This is a genomic window from Spongiibacter sp. (genome assembly GCF_984394615.1).
Genome location: NZ_CFHTQA010000005.1, coordinates 38,418 through 63,122, shown reverse-complemented (window position 1 = coordinate 63,122; position 24,705 = coordinate 38,418). Strand labels below are relative to the sequence as shown.

At 56.1% G+C, this 24,705-nt stretch carries 20 protein-coding genes; 13 read left to right on the top strand and 7 right to left on the bottom strand.

Going from position 1 to position 24,705, the window contains the following annotated elements:
• The 3 genes from AC5DB9_RS03565 to AC5DB9_RS03555 all read left to right on the top strand — a co-directional run bounded on the left by AC5DB9_RS03565 (nt 1) and on the right by AC5DB9_RS03555 (nt 3,646).
• Nucleotides 1–264, top strand: coding sequence for a DUF3613 domain-containing protein (locus AC5DB9_RS03565; RefSeq protein ID WP_022960040.1), 264 nt, complete (start codon nt 1–3; stop codon nt 262–264).
• A 5-nt stretch (nt 265–269) separates the two neighbouring features.
• A complete protein-coding gene (locus AC5DB9_RS03560; RefSeq protein ID WP_272994322.1) occupies nt 270–2,360 on the top strand; it encodes a pilus assembly protein TadG-related protein in 2,091 nt (696 codons plus the stop codon).
• 125 nt (nt 2,361–2,485) lie between these two features.
• Nucleotides 2,486–3,646, top strand: a complete 1,161-nt coding sequence (locus AC5DB9_RS03555) for a PilT/PilU family type 4a pilus ATPase (RefSeq protein WP_272994321.1) — start codon at nt 2,486–2,488, stop codon at nt 3,644–3,646.
• Nucleotides 3,647–3,721: 75 nt separating this feature from the next.
• Here AC5DB9_RS03555 and recA read toward each other — a convergent pair whose 3' ends face one another.
• Nucleotides 3,722–4,750, bottom strand: a complete 1,029-nt coding sequence (gene recA, locus AC5DB9_RS03550) for a recombinase RecA (protein ID WP_272994320.1) — start codon at nt 4,748–4,750, stop codon at nt 3,722–3,724.
• Between the two features lie 199 nt (nt 4,751–4,949).
• Here recA and mutS point away from each other — a divergent pair, with 199 nt between their 5' ends.
• From mutS to AC5DB9_RS03530, 4 genes are all read left to right on the top strand, one after another.
• Complete coding sequence (gene mutS / locus AC5DB9_RS03545) at nt 4,950–7,514, top strand: DNA mismatch repair protein MutS (protein WP_272994319.1); 2,565 nt, start codon at nt 4,950–4,952, stop codon at nt 7,512–7,514.
• Between the two features lie 138 nt (nt 7,515–7,652).
• Entirely contained in the window at nt 7,653–7,976 is a 324-nt protein-coding gene (gene fdxA / locus AC5DB9_RS03540) for a ferredoxin FdxA (RefSeq protein WP_022960035.1), read from the top strand.
• Between the two features lie 278 nt (nt 7,977–8,254).
• Nucleotides 8,255–8,473, top strand: coding sequence for a hypothetical protein (locus AC5DB9_RS03535; RefSeq protein WP_022960034.1), 219 nt, complete (start codon nt 8,255–8,257; stop codon nt 8,471–8,473).
• 113 nt (nt 8,474–8,586) lie between these two features.
• On the top strand, nt 8,587–10,314 hold the full coding sequence (locus AC5DB9_RS03530) for a potassium/proton antiporter (protein WP_272994316.1): 1,728 nt from the start codon (nt 8,587–8,589) through the stop codon (nt 10,312–10,314).
• A gap of 36 nt (nt 10,315–10,350) precedes the next feature.
• Here the strand turns inward: AC5DB9_RS03530 and AC5DB9_RS03525 are convergent, their stop codons facing one another.
• The gene (locus tag AC5DB9_RS03525; protein ID WP_272994314.1) at nt 10,351–11,142 is read right to left on the bottom strand and encodes an SDR family oxidoreductase; all 792 of its coding nucleotides are present in this window, start codon (nt 11,140–11,142) and stop codon (nt 10,351–10,353) included.
• Between the two features lie 217 nt (nt 11,143–11,359).
• On the opposite strand from AC5DB9_RS03525, the gene AC5DB9_RS03520 reads away from it, so the two are divergent.
• Nucleotides 11,360–12,025 carry a TetR/AcrR family transcriptional regulator gene (locus AC5DB9_RS03520; RefSeq protein WP_022960031.1) on the top strand — a complete coding sequence of 222 codons (666 nt, stop codon included), beginning with the start codon at nt 11,360–11,362 and terminating at the stop codon, nt 12,023–12,025.
• Between the two features lie 20 nt (nt 12,026–12,045).
• On the opposite strand, the gene AC5DB9_RS03515 is transcribed toward AC5DB9_RS03520, so the two are convergent.
• On the bottom strand, nt 12,046–14,529 hold the full coding sequence (locus AC5DB9_RS03515) for an ABC transporter permease (RefSeq protein WP_272994337.1): 2,484 nt from the start codon (nt 14,527–14,529) through the stop codon (nt 12,046–12,048).
• On the bottom strand, nt 14,529–15,203 hold the full coding sequence (locus AC5DB9_RS03510; protein ID WP_272994312.1) for an ABC transporter ATP-binding protein: 675 nt from the start codon (nt 15,201–15,203) through the stop codon (nt 14,529–14,531). The genes AC5DB9_RS03515 and AC5DB9_RS03510 overlap by 1 nt, the downstream gene beginning before the upstream one ends.
• Here AC5DB9_RS03510 and AC5DB9_RS03505 point away from each other — a divergent pair.
• The gene (locus tag AC5DB9_RS03505; protein ID WP_272994311.1) at nt 15,202–15,816 is read left to right on the top strand and encodes an arylesterase; all 615 of its coding nucleotides are present in this window, start codon (nt 15,202–15,204) and stop codon (nt 15,814–15,816) included. The two genes, AC5DB9_RS03510 and AC5DB9_RS03505, sit on opposite strands and share 2 nt — an antisense overlap.
• Nucleotides 15,817–15,821: 5 nt before the next feature.
• Here the strand turns inward: AC5DB9_RS03505 and AC5DB9_RS03500 are convergent, their stop codons facing one another.
• The gene (locus AC5DB9_RS03500; protein WP_272994310.1) at nt 15,822–17,204 is read right to left on the bottom strand and encodes a class II fumarate hydratase; all 1,383 of its coding nucleotides are present in this window, start codon (nt 17,202–17,204) and stop codon (nt 15,822–15,824) included.
• 134 nt (nt 17,205–17,338) lie between these two features.
• Between AC5DB9_RS03500 and bioA the strand changes: the two genes are divergently transcribed.
• Both bioA and AC5DB9_RS03490 read left to right on the top strand, forming a co-directional pair.
• Nucleotides 17,339–18,646 (top strand): adenosylmethionine--8-amino-7-oxononanoate transaminase, encoded by a 1,308-nt coding sequence (bioA, locus tag AC5DB9_RS03495; protein ID WP_272994309.1) that lies wholly within the window; start codon nt 17,339–17,341, stop codon nt 18,644–18,646.
• Complete coding sequence (locus AC5DB9_RS03490) at nt 18,643–19,461, top strand: ion transporter (protein WP_022960025.1); 819 nt, start codon at nt 18,643–18,645, stop codon at nt 19,459–19,461. The genes bioA and AC5DB9_RS03490 overlap by 4 nt, the downstream gene beginning before the upstream one ends.
• A gap of 77 nt (nt 19,462–19,538) precedes the next feature.
• On the opposite strand, the gene AC5DB9_RS03485 is transcribed toward AC5DB9_RS03490, so the two are convergent.
• A complete protein-coding gene (locus AC5DB9_RS03485; protein WP_084495586.1) occupies nt 19,539–20,129 on the bottom strand; it encodes a porin family protein in 591 nt (196 codons plus the stop codon).
• A 273-nt stretch (nt 20,130–20,402) separates the two neighbouring features.
• Nucleotides 20,403–22,616, bottom strand: coding sequence for a TonB-dependent receptor (locus AC5DB9_RS03480; RefSeq protein ID WP_272994308.1), 2,214 nt, complete (start codon nt 22,614–22,616; stop codon nt 20,403–20,405).
• A gap of 376 nt (nt 22,617–22,992) precedes the next feature.
• Between AC5DB9_RS03480 and AC5DB9_RS03475 the strand changes: the two genes are divergently transcribed.
• Both AC5DB9_RS03475 and AC5DB9_RS03470 read left to right on the top strand, forming a co-directional pair.
• On the top strand, nt 22,993–23,934 hold the full coding sequence (locus AC5DB9_RS03475; protein WP_272994307.1) for an oxygenase MpaB family protein: 942 nt from the start codon (nt 22,993–22,995) through the stop codon (nt 23,932–23,934).
• A gap of 158 nt (nt 23,935–24,092) precedes the next feature.
• Nucleotides 24,093–24,674 (top strand): YtfJ family protein, encoded by a 582-nt coding sequence (locus AC5DB9_RS03470; protein WP_022960021.1) that lies wholly within the window; start codon nt 24,093–24,095, stop codon nt 24,672–24,674.
• The last annotated feature ends 31 nt before the right edge of the window (nt 24,675–24,705 follow it).

The window sequence follows — 24,705 nt, the reverse complement described above, 5'->3', positions numbered from 1 at the left end:
ATGCAACCGAGAAAAATACTGTTTGCAATCGCTGTGTTAACCAGTACTGGAGTTTTTGCCAGCGATCAAAGCACGAAAGATTTCGGCACAGAAAGCGCTGTGGCTAAAGCGATGGCTGCCCAACGATCAGGCGATATCGCCTCAGATAAAGAACAGCACTTAAGTGGTAAAGCACGTGTGGGTACGTATAAGCGCTATGTAGAAAGTTTCGCCCAACCGATACCACAATCCTTTGTGGACACCAGCTTTAGCGACAAGAAGTAAACGCCATGAGACCCGTTCGTCGATCTGAAACTATCCGGCTGCCGCGTGAGCAACGGGGCGTTATTGCTATTGCGTCAGCGGTGATGATGATTGCACTGCTGGCGTTTCTGGCCATTACCATCGACACGGGTCGCTTGTTCCTGGAAAAACGTACACTTCAAAGCCAAGCTGACTTAGCGGCCTTGGAAACTGCGCGACTGTATTGTCGTGACCAAAGCATGACTGAAGCAGACCGCTTAGCCGCGGCACAAGCTACCCTATCAGCCGATCGAAATAACTTTTTGGGTGACACCGGTAGCGTACAAGTTGAACTCGGGCTGATCAGCGGGCCTGCCGACGAAAACGGAGCATTCAAGGCATTTACCGCGGACGAAACGGGTAAAGCGGTACGCGTCACTCTCAGTAGAACCGTTCAGTCATCGATCTTTTCAATTCTGACTGCAGGCCCGACAACCCTAACTCTGCGAACTCAGGGGGTTGCCGAAGCCTGCCAACCACTGGCCTCACTGCACATTAGAAGTACCCTCCTGACAGTAGACAGCAGCCAATCAGCTTTACTTAACTCGGTGCTGGGTGGTCTGCTGGGAACAACACTGAACCTCGGCGTCGGCCAGTGGGACGGCTTGATCAATACCGACTTGAATCTCCTCAACTACTCGGATGCCTTGGCGTTGAACTTGGGACTGGACGTTGGCGACTACGACAGCGTGCTGAATACCCAATTGAGTATTAACGACTTTCTGGTGGTTGCTGCTGACGTCCTTCAGGCCGGGGGTAATGCGAGCACATTAACGCTCACCGCGCTGCAAGACCTTCAGCTCGCAATACCGCCTGCAACCCCCCTGCTCTCGTTGGGCGAACTGCTCCAGGTACAGACCGCCAGTCCTGATACGGCCTTGGACGTGGGCTTGCAGCTCATGCAACTGGTGCAAGGCAGTATTCAATTAGCCAATTCCAAATCAGCCATCGCGGCAGATATCCCCGTCAGTTTGCTCGGACTGGTCAATGCCACCATCAAGCTACAAGTGGTCGATCCACCGAACCTGACTGCCGTGGGCGACCCGAAGCTTGCCAGTGAGGCGCCCTACAGCAGTGACGGGATTTATGTAAGATCGGCCCAAGTCAGAACCTTTGTCTCACTGGATCTTCCCATTGTCGGAGCCACACTGAACACACTCACAGACTTGCTGACCAGCCCACTATTAACCGGGGTTAGTGGCGTACTGACCAGCTTGCTGTCTCTGGACATTGTTGGCGTACTGCAAGGCCTGAGCTGTGTTGTTTACTGCGACATTCAAAAAGACCTGCTTGATATCAAAGTTCTCAGCTCTCCTCGTTTAGACATACTACTTGAGGCAGGGGGCGGTGATGGCCGCGTGACCCAATACGACTGCGATGAAGGTGACAAGACCCTGGAGACTCTTGCCAGCACCGCAGCAGCGAGTATCAAAGTCGGCAGAATGGGTGACACCATGGCTGACGCCGCCACAAATGCATTTGCCGAAGAAGAGCCCTCTGTCACCCCTGTGCCCATACTTGATCTGGGTACGAAACGGATTCGCTATCAATGCACGATCCTATTGATTTGCTGGACTGAATACTGGGATGGCGACAGCTGGACCAACAACCCCGCCGATGCCGCACGCGAAGCGTTTACCGGCGGAGGGCTCGGCCTCCGGCTGGATACCGACCTGCTAAGCGGCTCACAGACACTGAACTTTGTTAACTCTCCCAGCGACGAATTCCTGCCCGAGTTCGGTGTTCAGCCCGGCGAAAATGCCTATCAGGGCCTAAACTCTGACAGCCTGGTCTCCGGTTTAGAAAATAATTTGCTCGGCTTAGAGCTGGAGTTTTACGAGCCAAACAACACTGGCGACGGCATCGGCGTCAACCTGCTTGGCGGCCTTCTCTTCCTGGTAGGCAGTGCTGCCAACGCATTAACGGACGCGATTTCTGCGCTCCTGACTTCGGTCTTGTCCCCGATTCTGATGGCGATCGTCGACCAACTCCTCGATGTGTTGGGAATCGGCTTGGCAGAAACAGAAATTGGCGCGACCATGAGCTGCGAGAGCGACCGTGTGCAACTGGTGATGTAAGTAACACCGCGTTCCTGCTCACGGCCTGAGGTTCACATTTTACGAATAGAATACACCGCCCCCCTACCTGGGGGGCGACACTTTCCGTACAGTCAACACTTCCCAAAAGAACAATAAGGCCCGCAATGACGTTCAATGACTACCTGACCATATTGGCTAAAAATGGCGGTTCTGACCTTTTCTTAAGTACTGGGGCCCCTCCTTGTGCCAAATTCCATGGCAAGCTCAAACCCCTTGATAAAGAGTCATTCAGTCCCGGTGAAATCAGCAAAATTGCCTACGAGATCATGGATGGCGAGCAACAGAAGGAGTTTGACCAAGAGCTGGAAATGAACCTTGCCTATACCATTCCGGGTATCGGACGGTTCCGGGTCAATATTTTCAAACAGCGCAATGAGATTTCAATCGTTGCGCGGAATATCGTGACAGAAATCCCCAATGTGGATGCGCTGGGACTCCCCCCCATCCTCAAAGATGTGATCATGACCAAGCGCGGCCTGGTGCTTTTTGTCGGCGCCACAGGCTCTGGCAAGTCGACCTCGCTGGCGGCGCTGATTGACCACCGCAATACCAACAGCAGTGGGCATATCATTACTATCGAAGACCCCATTGAGTTTATTCACCGACATAAACGCAGCATCGTCAATCAGCGGGAAATCGGTGTGGATACTCGCAGTTTCCATCAGGCACTGAAAAATACCCTGCGCCAGGCTCCCGATGTCATTCTCATTGGTGAGATTCGCGATCGCGAAACGATGGAACACGCCATTGCTTTTGCCGAAACCGGACACTTGTGTATCTCTACCCTGCATGCGAACAACGCCAATCAGGCACTGGACCGGATTATTAACTTTTTCCCGGAAGAACGCAGAAATCAGCTACTTCTTGACTTGTCACTGAATCTGAAATGCTTTGTTTCTCAGCGACTGGTACCCACTGTTGATGGCAAACGCTGTGCGGCAATCGAAATCCTCTTGGGTACTCCGACCGTCGCCCAGGCCATTCATAAAGGTGAGGTAGAGAGCATTAAGGAGATCATGCAGAAGTCGGAAAATTTAGGGATGCAAACCTTCGATGCCGCCCTGTTCAGGCTCTACGAAGATGGGAAAATCAGTTTTGAAGAAGCCCTGAAAAACGCCGATTCGGCAAACAACCTTCGACTTCGTATAAAGCTGGAGAGCACGCGCGGATTGCCCGCAGATGCGGTCGAAGCGTCACCAGAGCCGACCAGCAGCTCCGCGTTTAGCCTGCAAATTGAAGATACGCCAGAGGAACCTGAGAACTAGAATAGCTGCGGACTATCGCTATGCCCTAAGTCCATTGAACCAGCGGCGGGGACTCCCGCCGCTATCACTATCCTTTTACTGCTCTTCTTCGACAATCTCAGCCTTTTTTGTCGACGGCTTTGGCAACAGCTGCTCACGAATAGCGCCTTCAATCTCAGCGGCAATCTCGGGATTTTCGCTAAGGAACTTGGCAGCATTCGCCTTACCCTGCCCGATTTTATCGCCTTTATAAGCGTACCAGGCACCCGACTTGTCAACGAGCCCGAGTTTTACACCAAGATCGATGACTTCGCCCATGCGGTAGATGCCACGGCCGTACATAATCTGGAACTCGGCTTGTTTGAATGGCGGCGACACCTTGTTTTTCACCACCTTGACCCGAGTTTCGTTGCCGACCACTTCGTCGCCTTCTTTTACAGCGCCGGTGCGACGGATATCCATGCGCACAGACGCGTAGAATTTCAGCGCATTACCCCCAGAGGTCGTCTCGGGATTACCGAACATCACACCGATCTTCATACGAATCTGGTTGATAAAGATCACCAGGGTATTGGTCTGCTTGATGCTGCCGGTCAGTTTACGCAGCGCCTGAGACATCAAGCGCGCTTGAAGACCAACGTGGGAGTCGCCCATATCCCCTTCTATCTCTGCTTTGGGCACCAGCGCGGCAACGGAGTCGATAACAATCACGTCAACGGAGCCAGAACGTACCAGCATGTCAGTGATTTCCAGCGCCTGCTCGCCGGTATCCGGCTGCGACACCAGCAGATCCTCCAGATTAACGCCCAGCTTTTCCGCATACTGGGGGTCCAGAGCATGTTCGGCATCCACAATGGCCACGGTTTTACCCAGCTTCTGAGCTTCTGCCATCACCTGCAGACACAGCGTGGTTTTACCGGAAGACTCAGGACCGTAGATTTCAACGATGCGCCCGAAAGGCAGTCCGCCGATGCCCAGGGCAATATCCAAACCCAATGAACCGGTAGAGACAGAAGGCATGACTTCCCGCGAACTGTCGCCCATTTTCATGATAGAGCCTTTACCGAATTGACGTTCGATCTGGCTCAGCGCGGATTCGAGTGCCTTCTGCTTATTGGGGTCCATAGTTTTTCTGCCCTTAAGGTTGTACGAATAAGATGCGAAATCGCGGTCACAAAATTACTGTATATATACTCAGTATCATCAGTGTGATTGTCAATCCCCAAGCGTAAAAAAGTGTCGGGCCGAGTGCTGGTCAGCACCTCGCGCATTCCGTACACTTTTGCGTTTCACTTTGTCCCAGCCCCGAACGCGGAGAACACCTATGAATGCAGGCATCGACCTGGCTCAGCACACGCCAATGATGCAGCAATACCTGAAGATCAAAGCACAGCATCCTCAGGAGCTGCTGTTTTATCGCATGGGTGACTTCTACGAGCTGTTTTTTGACGATGCCAAACGCGCCGCTGATTTGTTGGACATCACCCTGACCGCACGCGGTAAATCCGGCGGCCAGCCGATTCCCATGTGCGGAGTGCCCTATCATTCAGCTGAAGGCTACCTAGCCCGCTTGGTTAAACGAGGCGTATCGGTAGCCATCTGTGAACAGATAGGCGACCCCGCTACCAGCAAGGGACCGGTAGAGCGTAAAGTCGTCCGCATAGTGACCCCCGGCACCCTCAGTGACGAAGCATTACTGGACGAGCGCCGTGACAACCTGCTGGTCGCCTGTTGCGAAATGGACGGCAGACAAGGGCTGGCCGTGCTGGATATGAGCAGCGGCCGATTCAGCGTCTCGGAACCCGGGAGCAGCGCGACGCTGCTCAGCGAGCTGCAGCGGCTTCGCCCTGCCGAACTGTTGATTCCTGAAGACTTCGGCGGCGAATGGCTGCCCGACATGCCGGGACGACGCCCCCTGCCGCCGTGGGAATTTGAGCCCGACACCGCCCACCGGCAACTGTGCAGCCATTTCGCGGTGCAGGACCTCGCGGGCTTCGGCTGTGACGGTTTGACCGCCGGTATCGCGGCAGCGGGCTGCCTGCTGCAGTATGTGAAAGATACCCAGCGCTGTGAGCTTCCTCATATTCGCCGCCTCCAACACGATGCCAACGAGCGTGCCGTGGCGATGGACGCGGCCACTCGTCGCAATCTCGAACTGGATATCAACCTCAGCGGCGGCACCGACAACACCCTTGCTTCGGTAATGGACCGCTGCCAAACAGCAATGGGTAGTCGCCTGCTGAAACGCTGGCTGCACCGTCCGCTGCGCGACCGCGAGGTACTCGAAGCCCGACGCGGCAGCATCGCCGCGTTGATCGACAACTATGATTTCGAGGCCTTGCGCGAGCCACTGAAGCAAATCGGTGACCTGGAACGGATTCTGGCCCGCGTTGCGTTGCGCTCGGCACGGCCCCGAGACCTTTCCCGCCTGCAGCAGTCGCTGGCAGTCCTGCCCGGTTTGCAGCAACTATTGAGTACTCAGGAACTGCCACACCTTCGCGAACTGGCCACCGAGATCAGTCAGTTCCCCTCACTCGCTGAATTGCTGCAACGGGCCATTATCGACAACCCGCCGATGGTAATTCGCGATGGCGGTGTCATCGCCACCGGCTACGATGCCGAGCTGGACGAGCTGCGCAGTCTCAGCAGTGATGCCGGTGATTTTCTGCTGGACATGGAAAAGCGCGAGCGCGAGCGAACAGGCCTGAGCAGCCTGAAAGTGGGCTACAACCGGGTTCACGGTTACTACATCGAAATTAGCCGTGGACAGGCTGGCGAGGCACCGGTTGAGTATATCCGCCGCCAGACATTGAAGAATGCCGAGCGCTTCATTACCCCCGAGCTGAAAGAATTCGAAGATAAGGCCCTGAGCAGTAAAAGCCGGGCACTGGCGCGGGAAAAAGCACTGTATGACGAGCTATTAGATATCCTGAATCGCGACCTCGGTGCCCTGCAGCTCAGTGCCCACTCACTCTGTGAGTTGGATGTAGTGTGTAACCTGGCCGAACGCGCCGTTCAGCTTGATCTGTGTGAACCGCAATTTAACGACGACGGCACCATGCATATTGAGCAGGGACGCCACCCGGTGGTAGAGAGCGTGTTGGACGAACCCTTCATTGCCAACGACCTCCACCTCGATCCACAGCGCCGCACACTGATTATTACCGGCCCCAATATGGGGGGTAAATCGACCTATATGCGGCAAACTGCGCTGATTACGCTGCTCGCCCATATCGGCAGCTTCGTCCCCGCCAAAGCGGCCAACCTGAGCATTGTCGATCAGATATTCACGCGTATCGGTTCCTCGGATGACCTGGCCGGCGGGCGCTCGACCTTTATGGTCGAAATGACAGAAACCGCCAATATCTTGCATAACGCCACCGAAAACAGCTTGGTATTGATGGATGAAATCGGGCGCGGCACCAGTACCTTCGACGGCCTGTCGCTGGCCTGGGCCAGTGCCATTGAACTGGCGGACAAGCTGCGCGCCTTTACCCTGTTTGCCACCCACTACTTCGAACTGACCGTTCTGCCGGAAAACTACCCCTGCGCAGCAAATGTTCACCTCGGCGTAAAGGAATATCAGGATCACGTGGTGTTTCTCCACCGGCTTGAAGAAGGCCCTGCCAATCGCAGCTACGGTTTACAAGTTGCCAAACTCGCCGGTATTCCAGAGCCCGTCATCCACGCGGCGAGAAAGAAACTGAACGCGCTGGAAAAACAATCCATTGGGCCGGTAGCCCAGACCAGTGGCCCGCAGCCAGACCTCTTCGCCGGTACGGGTCCCTCTGTCGTCGAAGAAACGCTGGATACCATCGATCCCGATGAGCTGACACCAAGGCAAGCACTCGAACAGCTTTACGCGCTAAAAGCGCTGATCAAGAAGTGATCTGACCGGCAAATCATTCACAAAACCGATAAGCCACACCTAAATTATTGTTAAGGCTTTGTGCTATACCGATAATTTTCACTGGTGTTACAATGCGCGCTTGCCGATTCACAGTCAGAGAGTAAGGGGCTGACAAAAATGACTTTTGTTGTAGGTGAAAATTGCATCAAGTGTAAGCACACGGATTGCGTTGAAGTTTGTCCTGTCGACTGTTTCTATGAAGGCCCGAACTTTCTGGTTATTCATCCGGACGAGTGCATTGACTGCGCATTGTGCGAACCGGAATGCCCCGTAGAGGCGATTTTCTCCGAAGATGAACTGCCTGATGATCAGCAGGTCTTCCTCGAGCTCAATGCTGAGCTGGCCGAAGTATGGCCGAATATCACCGAGATGAAAGAGGCACCGGCGGATGCTGAGGAATGGGCAGGCAAGCCCGACAAACTGCAGTATCTTGAGCGCTGAGCTCTCTCCGAATACCAAAAACCCGCTTCAAGCGGGTTTTTTTATGCCCAAACGTTTTGTGAACCAATAGCTTAAAGACAGAAGTTCATCACACTTCTCCCATTATCTGGGGAACACTGACGCGCTAAACCAGTCACAAGCCCCAGACAGGATGGATCTGTATCGCATTCACGACAAACATCGCTGTCTGTATTAAACGCGCGGGGTACAAGCATTCTGTGCCCGGCCTCTGCGGCAATTCTGCCGCCTGTCAAAGGCAAAAAAGGAGCGTTTACGCCATGAAAAAACTGATGAATTCGCAGGCTGTTGCCAGAGTCATGTTGATGCTGCTCGTAGGGATCGGCGGCACCTCGCTGCTGACGGCCTGTGACCGCAACGAAGGACCGATGGAAGAAATGGGCGAAAGCATGGACCAGGGCATTGAGAATGCCAAGGACAGCTACAACGAAGGCGTTGAAGAAGTAAAAGACGAAATCGACGATCACAGCAGCAACTAATATTTTAAGGTTTACCCTCCAGCTGGCCGGCTCTCGCCGGCCTTTTTTATTTCTGCCCACCGCAAATGGTATTATTGCCAAGTCTGTATCACCCGCCCATGTAAGGACCACGCTTGGACACAGCCAGTATCAACACTCTGTTTCTCGTCGGCGCGAGCCTGGTCGCCGCGAGCATTCTGGTCAGCTCGGTCTCCTCTCGGCTGGGTATTCCCATTCTGTTGATCTTTCTGGGTGTTGGCATGCTGGCCGGAGAAGACGGCCCCGGCGGCATTCGCTTCGACAATTTCCCGGCCGCCTATTTAATCAGCAACCTGGCTTTGGCCGTTATTCTGCTCGATGGCGGGATGCGAACCCGCATGGCCAGTTTCCGCGTGGCGCTCTGGCCTGCCCTGTCGCTGGCAACCGTCGGCGTCGTTGGAACGGCCGCCCTCACCGGACTCGCAGCCAGCTATCTGTTTGATTTGAGCTGGATGGAGGGTCTTCTGGTTGGCGCCATTGTTGGCTCCACTGATGCCGCTGCCGTATTTTCTCTGCTGGGGGGACGCGGCCTGAACGAGCGGGTTGGCGCGACACTGGAAATCGAGTCCGGCAGTAACGATCCGATGGCGATGTTCCTGACCGTTACGCTTATCGAATTACTGCTGAGTGGCCAACCGATAGGCCTTGGTTTGCTGTTCACCCTACTCTGGCAGTTCGGCGTGGGTATCGTAATCGGCCTCGGTGGCGGCTATCTGCTTTGGCGGCTGATTAACCGCATGGAACTGGCCAACGGCCTGTACCCCCTGCTCGCGGTCAGCGGTGGCATGATTATCTATGCACTGACCATCGCCTCGGGCGGGTCCGGCATTCTCGCCATCTATCTCTGTGGCCTGTTGTTGGGCAACCGTCCGGTGCGAAACCGCCACGGCATTTTACATATGTTTGATGGCCTGGCCTGGTTAAGCCAAATCGCCATGTTCCTGGTGCTCGGCCTGCTGATTGACCCCAGTGGTCTCGTGGCAATTGCCCTGCCCGGACTGGTACTCGCCCTGTGGATGATTCTCGTTGCACGCCCTTCGGCAGTCATGCTTAGTCTGCTGCCCTTTCGGAGTTTTCAGCTCCGCGAGCGCGCCTTTGTCGCCTGGGTGGGCCTGCGGGGGGCCGTACCGATTATTCTGGCCATTTTCCCTATGATGGCGGGACTGGAGCACGCGCAGCTGTATTTCAACGTCGCGTTCTTCATCGTGCTGATCTCGCTGCTTCTCCAGGGTAGCAGCCTTGGCTGGGCGGCCCAGCGAGCTAAGGTCCTCATTCCGGCATCGCCATCCCCCGTATCTCGCGTGGGCTTAGAAGTCCACGTCGCCAGCCAGTGGGAGCTGTTCATCTACACCTTGGCGGCAGAAAAATGGTATATCGGCAAACCACTGCGTCAACTCCATATGCCGGACAGCACACGTATTGCGGCGCTTTTCCGCAACAAACAGCTACTGCACCCGAGCGGCAGTACACTGCTGTTGGCTGGCGATATTCTCTGTGTCATCGGCAAAGACAGTGACCTCCCTGCCCTCGGCAAGCTGTTCAGCGAGGCACCGAAGCAAGGTCTGGATATGCGCTTTTTCGGCGACTTTATTCTTCAGGCCGATGCACGACTCGGCGACCTCGCCATGCTCTATAACCTCAATGTCGGCCCTGAAGAAGCCGACCTCCAGTTGGCTCAGTTCCTGTCTCAACGCCTGTCTGCCCGCCCGGTACTGGGCGATCATATTCACTGGCAGGGGATGATTTGGACCGTCGCCGAGATGGATGGCAAGCGCATCAGCAAAATTGGTCTGCGCAGTGTTTCTGCCTTGCAGAGCGAGTAGACCTTCCTCCCTCGCCCTGACCGCCAAGGCATGTCGCTAGAACAGGGATTTCATCGTGCCGCCATCTACAACTAGCGATGCGCCGGTAATATAGCTGGCAGCGGGCGACAACAGGAATGCACCGGCTTTGCCAAACTCCTCCGGGTCTCCATAGCGCCCCAGCGGGATCAGCGATTCGTTGCTGGCTCGCTGCTCGCTGACATCTACGCCATTTGTCTCCGCCAGTTTGGCGTCCAGCGCCTTTATGCGATCGGTGTAGATCTGGCCCGGTATCAGATTATTGACACGAATACCCTCGGCGGCCAGCGAGCGGCTCAGGCTCTTGGCGAGGCTGCTCACACCGGATCGCATCACATTGGATAGCAGCAATATATCGATGGGTTCCTTCACGGATGAGGACGTCAACATCAAGATCGACGCCGCATCCGAGCGACGCAATGCCGGTAAGGCCTCTCGCACCAGCCTCACGGCACTCATTAAGGTCAGCTCAAAAGCGGCCTGCCACGCCGCGTCGTCAAAATCATCGAAACCGCCGGGCGGCGGACCGCCAGCATTAACCAGTACACCGTCAATTCGTCCGAAGCGCTCCTCGGCCTCGGCCACCCAACGCTGGATACTCTGTGCATCACTCATATCCAGCGAGGCCCCAATTACCACACTGCCACACTCTTCACACAGGCGCCGGGCCGCCGCCTCAACATCCTCAATATTGCGGCTGCCGAGCACGACGCGCGCTCCCGCCAGAGCCAGCTGTCGTCCGATGGCATAACCCAAGCCCCGGCTTCCGGCCGCGACCAGGTAAACTCTGTCTCTTAGCTGTAAATCCATGCAATTACCTCGTTCGGTGTACTCTCAACAGTATGCCAGAAGGAGTATATTGCACCGCGAAATCAAACGTCACTCGCCGGAAACCTGCTTGAAATTTGAGGCAAACGTCGGGATTAATCACGGTTCTCACGCAATTCCGCCGACATCATGAAAAATAGATGACAAGGCTGCGGATCGCTGTCAACATTGCCCACTGCACTGGTACAGAAGTAAACACATGGCTACACAAACCTCATCGAGTTATCACCACGGCAACCTTCGTCAAGAACTGATGGAGCTGGCGGAAAAGCACCTGGTGGATAATGGCGTCAGCGATTTAAGTTTGCGTGCACTGGCACGAGAAATTGGCGTATCGCAAACGGCACCTTACCGTCACTTTCGCGACAAAAACGCCCTGCTCGCCGCGCTCGCCACCGAGGGGTTTAAACGCTTCTTCGAAATGAGCAAGCCCAGTCAAGATGAGCCCCGTGCCGACAAAAGCCTGCTCTACTTCGGCCTGGCCTATGTCAAATTCGCCCGCGAGCACACCGAGCTGTTCCACCTGATGTTCGGACCTGCGCTCCAGCCGCGTAACCAGTACCCCGAGCTGTTTGCCGCAGGACGGGAGGCGATCTACAAAGTCAGAGCGGGCGTTGAACGCGGCCTCAATAATGGCGAACTGCGAGCATTAGACAATGTCGCGTCTATTGCCCATACGGTGTGGGCTGCCGTTCACGGTGTTACCACCTTGATGCTAGACCACGCGGACACCTACGGCTATCACCGCGACCTGCACCTGCAGGCGGAAAAGTCGATGCGCATGATGATAGCCGGACTGTGTACCGATCCAAGCTTCATCGCGAATCTCCCCAGCGAAGCAACACCCTACCCGCCCGAGCAGTGAGCAAAGGCGCCTCCCTGCAGTCACTCACTGCGAAGTAACTGCAGCGGCGAACTGATCAGCAGCTGCCGACTGGTCAACCACACCAGCCCCGCCAACAGCAGCCCCCCGGTAAGCGCGGCAATCGGCAGCATCTGCCAGTACCACACTGGCGACATCGAGAGCGCCCAGTACTGTACAGCCGCCACACATATGTTGGCGCCAACCGCGGACAACGTTCCCGCCAGGGCGCCCAGCAGAGCGAACTCGCCCAGCAGTACTCGCCGCAGAAAGCGGTTACTGGCGCCAAGACTCCGCAGCAGCGCATTTTCCTTCTTGCGCAGGGCAAAGCTGAGCTGCACATTGGCCACCGTGATTAGCAAGGCGCAGACCAGCACCAACCAGAGCACCACAGCAATGGCTGAGGTAAGTTGGCCGACCACGCCCTGAATCTGCTCCAGCAGGGCCCCGACTTCAATCAGCGTCATCGTCGGAAATCGCGCCAGCAGATCCACCAGGAGCTGACGCTGTTCCTCTGGCAGATAAAAACTGCTGATATAGCTACCGGCAAAGTTTTCCAGACTGTTTGGCGGAAACACGAAATAGAAATTAGGCCGCATACTTGCCCAATTAAGGCTGCGAATACTGCTGACTTCCGCCTCCAGCAACTGGCCGCCAATATTAAATTGTAACGGCGTGCCCAGCGTCAGACGCAGCCCACTGGCCAGCTCTTCCTCGACAGAAACCGGCAGGCGCGAGCGGCTCTGCCACGCCCCTAACTGAGGCCACCACAGCCCTTCGAGCAGCGTATTGTCTCTACCAAGCTCCTCCGCCCAGCTCAAATTAAGCTCGCGATCCAGGCTTTCATGGCGCCGGCGATCTTCGTCCAACTCAGCCATAGGCTGGCCATCAATCGCCATCAGCCGCCCACGAACCATCGGGTAAACGCCCTCGCTACGCACGCCCTGCTCATCAAAAAACTCTCGCAGCGGCGTCACTTCCTGAGCAGCGACATTCACCAGGAAATAATTAGGCGTATCCTCGGCTAACTGCTGTTGCCAGTCTTTCAACAGCACCTGCCGCAACATCGCCAGACTCAACAAGACCATGAGCGCCAAACCAATCCCGCCAGCCTGAAAGGCATTGCTATAGCGCCGCCGATACATGCCGGACACTGCCAAACGCTGGCCGCTGCCGGGCAGGCGCTGACTGACACGACGTATCAATGCCAACATCAGAACAACCACCACGACGGATAGAAGCAGCAACAGGGCCGCGCCCAGCATCACCGCCGCAGTCAACAGTACATCGCGGCTGTACCAGAACATCAGTATCGCAATGCAAGCGAAACCGAGTAGCAGCGACGATATGACACTGCCCGCAGCAGCGTCCTGACGTCGCCGCAGAACATGCAGCGGCGACACACGGCTGAGTTCAATAATTGGCGGCATGGCGAAGCTCAGCAGGCAAAACAACGCACTCAGCAGCGCCGTGACAAAGGGGCGGAACGTAGACGGTGGCAAATCGGCATCCACCAACTCGGCCAGGCTGCCGAGCAGCAGATTCTGGACCAGCTCCCCCAGCAGCCCGCCAACCATCGCCGCCAGTAAGAAAACCAGCAGTAACTGGCAGAGGTAGTGCCAAAAGATTCGGGCTCGGCTCGCGCCCAGCGTTTTCATGAGTGCGACGGCATCAAGATTGCGCTGACCGTAGCGCTGAGCGGTCAGCGCAATTGCTGCCCCTGACAGTGCCAGTGCCAAACTGGCCGCCAGCAGGAGGTAGCTGCGCGCCCGCTTAAGCGTATCGGCCATAGCCGGTTGGTTCTCTTCTACCGACAGCCATTTCTGTCCTACCCCCAGCGGAAACGCGGCAACATACTGCTGCAAGTCTGCCGAGCCCCCGGCGAACAGATAGCGGTAGTTCACGACACTGCCCGTTTGCACCACCTCGGTACTGGCAAGATCCTGCAGATTCATCAGCGCTCTCGGCCCATAGATGTTCAGAGCACTGTTTCTATCCGGTTCCTCAACCAGTACACGGCTGGCACGCAACTGCCGTTCACCGACGTCAACGCTGGCCCCCGGCGAGATTCCAAGCTGGGCAAAAGCACGGGAATCCAGCCAGACTTCACCCGGTGCAGGCCCATTCGACACCGCCTCCCCGTCCGTGAAGACGTTCGCAGCGGCTTTTAATTCGCCGCGCAGAGGATAATTGTCGGAGGCTGCACGCAAGGCCACGAGCAGCATTTTCTCTTCGGCAAAGACCATACTGCGGAAGCTGACAATACGCGCCACGTCCAAGCCTTCCGACGTTGCGGCGTCGAGTTGTACTGCGTCGATGGGTCGGCTGCTCCTGAGCACCTGATCCGCCGCCAGAAAATCACGGCTGCGGTCCTGCATCGCCCCCTCTAAACGCTCGGCAAAGCCGGCAACCCCACTGACGCTGGCAACGGCAAGCACCAGCGCAACCCAGAGCAGCGAAAACTCACCGCCCCGCCACCCGCGGAAAAATTGCTTAACAACCAGCATCACGCGCAGACCACCTGCTCTCGCAACTCACCGTCGCTCATTTCGAAACGCCGCTGACAGTGATCCGCCAGCGCCTGCTCGTGGGTGACCAGCACCAGGGTCGTTCCACGCTCGCGGTTAAGCGTAAACAGTAACTCGGTGATATGCGCCCCGGTCGTGGCGTCGAGATTTCCCGTCGGCTCATCGGCAAACAAGATCGCGGGTTCGGTAGAAAAGGCACGGGCGATCGCTACCCGCTGTTGCTCTCCTCCAGACAACTGCATCGGATAGTGGCGCTCGCGATGGGCCAGCTCGACCTGCGCAAGCAGCGCTCTCGCTCGCTCACGCGGTGACGTCACGCCTGCCAATTCCAGCGGCAGCATGACGTTTTCCAGTGCCGTCAGCGATGGCAGCAGCTGAAAGGATTGAAACACAAAGCCCACTTTCTGCGCCCGCAGCGCGGCGCGTTGGTCTTCGTTCATACCAACCAGTGATTGGCCATCGAGCCTCACATCGCCACTGGTCGGGATATCGAGCCCTGCCAGCAGCCCGAGCAGAGTTGATTTACCGGAGCCAGACGGTCCCAGAATAGCGGCGCTCTCTCCCGTGTTGATTTCCAGATCAATCCCTTTCAGTATGCATAGCTCGCTGTCACCGCTGGGAACCGTTTTGAAAAGCCGTTCTACTTCAATCATGTCTATCCTGATACGTCGATTTCTTGTTGTCGTCTTGTTCCTGGCGGCTGCGGCCAGCGAGGCTGCCACCGCCCATCGGGTGTTAGTACTCGGCGACAGCCTGAGCGCCGCCTACGGCATGGACTCCCAACAGGGCTGGGTAGCCCTGCTCGATCAGCAGTTTGGCGATGAGGTGCAGCTCATCAACGCCAGTGTGAGTGGAGAAACCGCCACCGGTGGCAAACAACGCCTGCCAGCATTGCTCGACAGCCATCGCCCGGATATTGTCATCCTTGAGCTGGGCGGCAACGATGGCCTGCGAGGCTATCCATTGGACAGCATACGCAAGACCCTGGCAGAACTGATCAAACTGAGTCAGCAATCAGAGGCTCGCGTTCTGCTTCTCGGCATGAAAATTCCGCCCAACTATGGACAGCGTTACAGCAGCGGCTTTGCCGCACTGTACGCGTCACTCGCTGATGAGATGAATGTTGCTCTGCTACCGTTCTTCCTCGAAGGTATTGCCGGGCATCCAGAGCTAATGCAGGACGATCAAATCCACCCCAACGCCGACGCCCAACCCGCAATGGCCGCCGCCGTTAAACAAGCTCTGCAACCACTGCTCGCGCCCTGACTCGCTCAAGCCTCGCTGACACCGCCCTCCGTGAGCTTCAGGGGATCGAGATACTCTGACAGCGCTTCCCGGCTGTAGTCCGTCATTTCCTCAGCCACATCTAAAATATCCCGACCCTCGGAGTAAGCGCGCTTGGCAATTTCTGCCGCCTTCAGGTAGCCAATCAGGGGATTCAGCGCCGTCACCAGTACCGGGTTTCTGGCCACCGCTTCGCGCAGCGCGTCAGGCTGATAGGCAAAATCGCGAACACATTCAGCCAAGGCTTCGCAGGCATTGCTCATCAGAGAAATACTCTGCAGCAGGTTATAGGCAACCACCGGCAGCATGACATTCAGCTGAAAATTGCCGGATTGTCCCGCTACGGTAATACAGCCATCATTGCCGATCACCTGCGCTGCCGCCATGGCAACGGCCTCGGGAATTACCGGGTTTACCTTGCCCGGCATAATACTGCTGCCCGGCTGCAGGGCTTTCAGCTGGATTTCCCCCAGTCCAGACAACGGACCGCTATTCATCCAGCGAAGATCATTGCTGATCTTCATCAATGCGACCGCCAGCGTGCGCAACTGCCCCGATGCGGCAACGGCGGTATCCTGGCAGGCCAGTCCTTCAAAGAAACTGCGATTAGGCCGAAAGCTCTGTCCGGTGGCTGCGCTGAGCACCTCACAAAACCGGGGAGCAAACCCGGTGGGCGCATTGATACCGCTCCCCACTGCCGTGCCCCCTTGCGAGAGTTCACAGAGCTGCATCTGCACATCGGCAATACGCTCGCGACTCTTTTCAATCTGACAGGCCCAGGCCATCAACTCCTGATCCGGGCGAATCGGCATGGCATCCATCAGGTGCGTGCGTCCGGTCTTCACCAGTCCCGCACTGGCCTCGGCTTTGTCTTCAATAACTGCCTGCAAGGTTGCCAATGCAGGCAGCAAGCGTTCGCTGATTTCAATGGCCGCACTGCTGTGAATCGCGGTGGGAATCACGTCGTTGCTGCTCTGACTCATATTGACGTGATCGTTGGCACTGACCGCCAGCCCGCTGCGCGATGCCGCCAATGTGGCCAGTACCTCATTCACATTCATATTGGTGCTGGTACCCGACCCCGTCTGAAAGACATCTACCGGAAACTGATCCCGATGCTCCCCCTCCAGCAACTGATCAGCGGCGGCGCAGATCGCCTCACACCGCGCGTCGTCCAGCAAACCAAGCTCAGCATTGACCCGCGCCGCCGCCTGCTTGATACGCAATACCGCATCGATGAAAACGGCTGGCAGCGTCAACTCGCTGAGTTGAAAGTTGTCCACCGCACGCTGAGTCTGCGCACCATAGAGAGCCGATACCGGCACCGACACCTCGCCCATGCTATCCCGCTCGATTCGACGATCGGACATCAAACACTCCTCTCTTCCCGTAACGATGAGGCACGCTGCCTAGATACATCTATCCAGCCAGTATCACCGCAGCCATGTAAAGATGCAAAAGCCTTCGGCAACTTCTAAAATGGCCCCTTGCTACGGAGAACCGCATGCCTGATTACCGCAATACCGACACGGCCACCTGGCTGAAATGGGACCAACAGCACATCTGGCACCCTTACTCATCGGCCCTTCACCCCAGCCCTGTTTTCCCCGTCTCCTCCGCCAGCGGCGTGAGATTAACCCTTGCCGATGGCCGTCGCCTGATCGACGGAATGTCTTCCTGGTGGTCCACCATTCACGGCTACAACCACCCGGCACTCAATGCCGCCGCCACGAACCAGTTGCAAGATATGTCGCATGTCATGTTTGGCGGCCTGACTCATGCTCCTGCAGCAACGCTGGGCAAGCGCCTCGTTGACTTAACCCCCGAGCCACTGACCCGCGTGTTTATTTCCGACTCTGGCTCCGTTGCTGTCGAAGTCGCGATCAAGATGGCCGTCCAATACTGGATTGCTCAGGGTAAGCCCCAGAAAAACCGACTGCTGGCACTGCATCACGCCTATCACGGCGATACGTTTGCCACCATGGCCGCCTGCGACCCAGTGAATGGTATGCACCATCTTTTTAACGGCGTATTGCCCCAGCATTTCTTCTGTGACGCGCCCGCCACCCCCTTCGGCAGCGAGGCCAGTGCCGAGGATATGGCATCCATGCGCGCGCAGCTGGAACAGCACCATCAGGACATTGCGGCCGTCATTCTCGAACCGATCGTTCAGGGTGCGGGGGGCATGCGGTTTTATTCAGCCGATTATCTGCGCAAGGCCCGCGCACTGTGCGACGAATTTGATGTATTGCTGATTCACGATGAAATTGCCACGGGCTTTGGCCGCAGCGGCGAGTTATTCGCCTGCGACCACGCAGGCATCAGTCCCGATATCATGTGCGTCGGCAAAGCCCTGACCGGCGGCTATATGAGCCTTGCCGCAACACTGTGCACCGAAGCGGTCGCGCAAGGTATCTGCCAAGGCGAAGCCGGTGTGTTCATGCACGGCCCAACTTTTATGGGCAACCCGCTGGCCTGTTCAATTGCCAATGCCAGTATTGACCTACTACTCAGCGACGATTGGCAGACAAATATCCAACGTATTGAAAAAGGCCTGAATCAGGGACTGGCAGCCGCAAGCGAGCTTGACGACGTTGCCGATGTCCGCTGCCTGGGCGCGATTGGCGTTATTGAGATGAAAGAGCCCGTCGAGATGAGCAGTATCCAACCGCGCTTTGTTGAACACGGCATCTGGATTCGGCCTTTCGGTAAGCTGGTGTACACCATGCCACCTTATGTCATCAGTGATGACGACCTTCAGACGCTGTGTGAACGCATGGTCGCCGTACTCCGGGAGGAAGCGCAGTCATGAGCCAAACCGACCTCCGGGAGCGGATGAGGCAGGTCATTTTCGGCACCGAACCGGGCGCAGGACGCAATTTCGACATCGCACTGATTGTCGTCATCATCGCCAGCATCTTCGCCTTGTTCCTCGACTCGGTATCCTCTCTGCATGAGCGCTATGGCAACCTGCTTTACGCGGCAGAAATAGGCTTTACCATTCTGTTCAGTATCGAATACGTTGCCCGCGTTTACTGCTCTGAAAACCGCCGGGAGTATGTGCTCAGCTTCTACGGTATCGTCGACCTGCTCGCGGCCTTGCCCACCTACTTCGCGCTATTCATCCCTGGAGCCCAGCACCTACTGGTGATCCGGGTGTTCCGGGTGCTGCGAATCTTTCGGGTATTCAAGCTGTTCAAATACATGTCGGAAGCCAATGTGCTGATTCGTTCAGTCAAAGCCTCGCGACACAAAATCACCGTCTTCTTCATCACGGTCGTAACCCTGGTGATTGTCTTCGGCTCGCTGATGTATTTGATTGAGGGCCCACACAACGGTTTCACCAGCCTCCCGCAGAGCATTTACTGGGCGATTGTCACCGTCACCACCGTCGGCTATGGCGATATTGTTCCCCAAACAACCATTGGTAGAGCCGTTGCGGCACTGGCGATGGTCACCAGTTACGCCATCATCGCTATACCAACAGGGATATTAAGTGCAGAGCTCATACAGGAAACCCAGCGCATGCGCAGTGCAGTCATGTGTCACGCCTGCCGACGCCGTGGTCATGAACGCGATGCCATGTACTGCCGGCACTGCGGCGCCAAGCTACCTCCCCACGATTAGAAAAAAGCCAGCCGCCGTGCGTTAGGGGGACTCCGCTGTGCGGCTGGCGAAGGGACACCAGATATGGGACGGGTGCCCTAGAAAAGTAATCTCGCCCCGATTTTCATCGTATCCATATCGCCATCCCAGTCCTGACTGCCTGTTCCCGGGAACTGGTTGTCTTCAATATCGATACGGTACCGGTCGTACTCAAGGGCCACGACGAGGTTGTCCGTGATCGCGAAGTCGGCGCCCACGCCAACGAAGGGATCATCGCCATCTGCGCTGTCCTTGAATCCGGCTACGCGGATATCCGCATCCCAAAACAATTGGCCGCCTTTAGCGTATATGGAAAAGCTCTCTGTCAACGGAAGACGGGCAACCAAAGCCAGGTCATAGCCGTCAATATCGCTGCTGCCCAAGGCTCCGCTGAATTCGCCGAAATCGAGGTAGCTCGCCTCCAGCCCCAGTACCGGGTTGAATTGCGCCCCGACGAAGATCTCTTTGAAATTGTCGTCTTCGTCAAAGTCACCGTTGCGGTCTTTATACAGTCCGTAACTACCGCCGATGTACAAGTGAGAATCTCCAGCCGCCAATGCGGGAACACTGGCTGTACCCGCGAGCAAACCGGCTGCAATCACCCCTAGACCGACTTTTAATCCTGGAGTCGTTTTGACGTTATGTGTCATGCCTTCCTCCTAATTAACGTAATCATCGTCAGCGGAGTGCTCTCGCTGGTAGCAAGCGCATTCCGCTGTCACTAGTACGATGAAGTTGGGAGGTAAAAAGTTCCTCAGGCGCTCAAAAGGCAGCAATAGACGGCGAGAAGTGATTGGATGAGCAGGCAGAAAAAGAGAGGAAGGTTCTTTGCCGCTTTCGTTGACCTTCACCGCTGCCCATTCAATGGGAAAGTGCTTACGAGTCGGGGCTAGACCCGCCATGCACGCCAGCCCCCGATGTGATTAAAACCGCACACCGCCCTCCAGATAAACCGAACGCGGTGGCTCCGCGGAGGCGCGATAGCCGCCGACATCCAGGCCCGTTCCGCCACCGAAGCCCATGACCAGCTCATCTGTCAGGTTTTTACCCACGAGAGACAACCACCAGGTTTCTGCGACGTCAAACACGCGAACCCGTGCATTGTATTTGGTCACCGCCTCTTCCAGCCCTCTGGGATCAAGGTCACCGGAAATATAATGCTCGTCGCGGTAATTCACGTCAGCGGCAGCCTCAAGCATCAACGCGTCGCTGATCGGCCAGGTAAAGATCGCCGACAAACTGCTCGTCCACGACGGTGTCTGTTGGTTTACCTTGCCTTCGAAATTACAGGTGCCGGTATTGGGGTCCTCGTCTGGAGACCCCGGATAACAGGGCCCCTGCTCGTACTTGAGCCACTCAAAGTCAAGATAGGCCACCGACCCGGTCAGCATCATCCAGTCCGTCAGCAACCAGCGGCCATCAAGTTCGAAGCCCTGGGTCAGCGATTGGCCGGCATTCGTCACACTGAATCCGGCAACACCGTCAAATACACTGACCTGCATATCATCGTATTCCACACGATACACCGCCAAATTCAAGTCAGCCGCGCCATTCAGCAGGCGCATTTTCGCCCCGATTTCCCAAGCGTTCGCGATTTCATCATCAAACTCAAAATTGGTGGCTCCGCCGCTCGGGCCGTCATCACCGTTGTTGCCCTGCGCATCATAGCCACCCGATTTCGCACCGCGCGTGTAGGACACGTAGAGCATAACGTCGTCATGGATATCCCATTGGGTATTCACCAAAGGCAGTAACACATCGCTATCGCGCTCTCCCTGCAATTCATGAGCCCCCACATTCAGCTGGCTCAGCAGCAACGCGGTCACCGGGTTAACGGGAATTTCCGTGTTGCGCTCATACAGGTTAAACACCCGCTCACCTTCCTTCTTCTCAGAGACATATCTCAGACCGAGCGTACTGCGCCAGCTTTCGCTGAAATTGAAGGTAAATTGCGTAAACGCCGACCATGCCTCGGCGTCCATATCAAATTGGCGATCAAGGTCTGCAGCGACCAGCTGTGCTGTGTTCAGCAGACAAACTCCGGTATCTTCAATGGCACCGGTACGAACATTCAATGGCGCTTTAACATCGGAACTCACCTCGTTCTTCTGGTAAAAGACCCCACCGATATAGTCGATAAATTCACCGCCGGGTGACGCAAACCGGAACTCTTGACTGACTTGGCTGAATTCCTCGACACCATCGAATACTGAGGTATTAAAACTACTCGAATCGGGGTCAAATACCTCATCATTCTCAAAGCCGGTATAACCGGTCACCGAGGTAAACGTCCCGCTATCGGTATGAACGTCGACGTTCAAGGTGCCGTTATAGTTGTCGAGCTTAACCCGCTCATCCGTGTCACTCGCGCGAACATAATCGCGACGTGTGTTCTCGCCGGAACACCCCGTTAACGCACTTGGGTGCGTGACCTGCAAGGTTCGACCTATCTGCTCCAGCTCTGTCTTCTCAAGCTTCAGACTGGCATCGACACTGTCTGTCGGCGTCCAGCGCAAAATGAGCCTGCCCGAGACTTCCTCCGAGCCCCCATCGTCGCGATCGAGCTCCGTGTTGTAGATGTAGCCCTCATCCTCGCGGTAACGCAGAGCCAGGCGGGCACCGAACGTTTCGGTAAGAGGACCTGACAACACCGTATTGACCTCACGGTTATCCAGTTCAAGACCATAAATACCGGAAACCATGCCCTCAAATTCGTCGCCGGGTTGTGCAGAAATCAGATTTATCGCCCCCGCGATAGCGTTCTTGCCAAACAAGATTGACTGCGGCCCTCGCAGCACCTCGACCCGCTGCACGTCCATAAACGCCGCGCGCGTTTGCTGGGCGCGCCCCAGATGAATGCCGTCGGAAAAGAAGCCCACTGACATTTCAAAACCCAGGTTTGAACCTGAACCGATACCTCGCATATAAACATTCGGGGCCAGGCCACCTTTCACCATTTTGAAATTGGGCGTGTATTCCGAAAGGTCAGAGAGGTTCTCAATGCCCGCTTGGTTGAGCTTTTCAGATGACACGGCCGTAACCGAAACAGGCACATCACTGAGAGACTCCGCCCGCTTCTGCGCGGTCACCACCACTTCCTCCAACTGACGACGGGGCTCCTCTTGAGCACCTGCCATACCAGACAAAAAAACTAACGGTAAAACGGCTCTAGGTGACAAGGCCATAATTCTTCCCCAACTCTTCTTCTTATCAACGGGTTTGGCTCGTATTAAACCGCCCGGACACTGTCGTTAATGCCGCCCTCCCTCCTAGCATCTGGGGGAACAGCCTGCGTTCGGTGAAGACTGTAGTCAGTGTGCTAATGCGAGGGCAAGACAGCAGGCATCGGCGCTGGCACCCAATAACCTTTTTCGTCCGCCCGAAACAAAATGCCGCTAAAATTTACCGTAATCTAGCGTTCACAAGGGCCTTCGAAGCAGCGGCTGATACTGGCGCCCGTTCAAAAAAATGACATCACACAAACAGCAGCTTCTGAAAAATATGGATAAGACTATGGCGGAACGCAGCACGTACATGGGGTGGAAACTGGACTACACCCAACCACCCGGTGAGCCCGCGTATATCGGGCCTGACTCCGTGACGTGGCGAATCTACAAAAACCCGATCAGCCGGGTCATTGGTGGGGTCTGTGCGGTACTTCTTGAGTTTGCCGACCCGCGCATACGCAGCGGCGTATGGGATCACTCTACCTATCGTCGGGATCCAGTCGGCCGCTCCGAGCGCACTGGGCACGCAGCCATGATCGGTGCATACGGCCCCGCCAGCGCCGCCCGAAAAATTATCGGAGGGGTCAACAGGATGCATGCGCGGGTCGAGGGCGTCACCCCCGATGGGCAGCACTACAAAGCGCTTGATCAGGAACTATTGGATTGGGTAGCTGCGACCGCAGGCTATGGTTTTTTGGTCGCCTATCATCGCTTTGTATCACCACTGAGCGACCAGGAAATTAGACAGTTTTTTAGCGAGAGCACCGAGATCGCAAAACTGTATGGCGTGAAAACAAAACCGGCGTCGCTGGAAGATTTTCATCAAATGATGGCAAAGCTGGAACCCGGCTTCGAAGCGCACCCTATCAACGAGGAATTCCTGCAAGTGCTCCAGAATTCCGCCAAGGAGAGGAAGATACCGGGTTTCCTGCTGCACGCCATCGTCTGTGCGGCGGTCGATATCGTACCGAAATCCGTCAGTGAGCGGCTGGGATTGAACGACAAGTACAAGCTAAGCCGGTCTGGACGACTATTGGTAAAGGTCGTCGCACGTCTTTCCGAGCGCATTCCCAAACCCGACAGCCCCGCAGGTCAAAGCTGCGAGCGACTGGGCCTGCCGCGGACGTTCCTCTGGATGAGTAAGCGGAAGCAAGCAGCCCTGCTGGAAGAATTACAGGCCAGCGGACGCCTGAAGAGCTGGGAGTCATACAGCAACGACGCGTCCTGATAGCAGCCCGCCAGTGGCGGCTTTTAAGGGGATATGGCCGGTTCAGCACGGATTAATATACAGCCCGGCACAATGTGAACTAAGCGTCATCTTTGCGGACAAATGACTGTGCTATTCTGCCGCGAGTCGCTGTTTTGATAACGAACAAGGAATCTTACATGCTGCGTTTATGGAAATCATTGGTTGCTGCCGGTTTGCTGTGTGTCAGCGCCGCGAGTACTGCCCTGGAACTGGGCGGAGAACTGCCCGCGCTGGATGTGCCCAGCCGAGGTGAGCTGGAAATCAACGGCGACAGTGTTCGCTTCGTTCCCTGGTCGACAGAACAGATCACTGCAGACACCCCTGCGCTGATTTTCCACATGGCGGCACGCATGTCTTCTGACTCGATTATTGCGCCTCTGCGCGACCGTCTGGACAAAGGGGACTATGCGCCCGGCAGCTTCCAATCCATATCGGTCGTCAACCTTGATGACGCTCTCTGGGGAACACAGGGCCTGGTAACCAGCGAACTGGCCAAGAACAAGCGTGCTCACCCACAGGCCGTACTGGTCGCAGACGATGAGGGCCGTGGCCTGAAGGCTTGGTCTCTGGAGCCCAAGGGAGTCGCCGTGATCTTGCTGAATACTGACGGTAATATCCGCCTGCTCAAGGAAGGGAAGCTGTCAGAAGAGGATGTAAACGACATCATCAGCGCGCTTGATGATGAAATTGCCAAGTCTGAGCAACTGGCAAAGAATTAAGCACTAACCCAAGCCAGAGCCATCGCTCTGG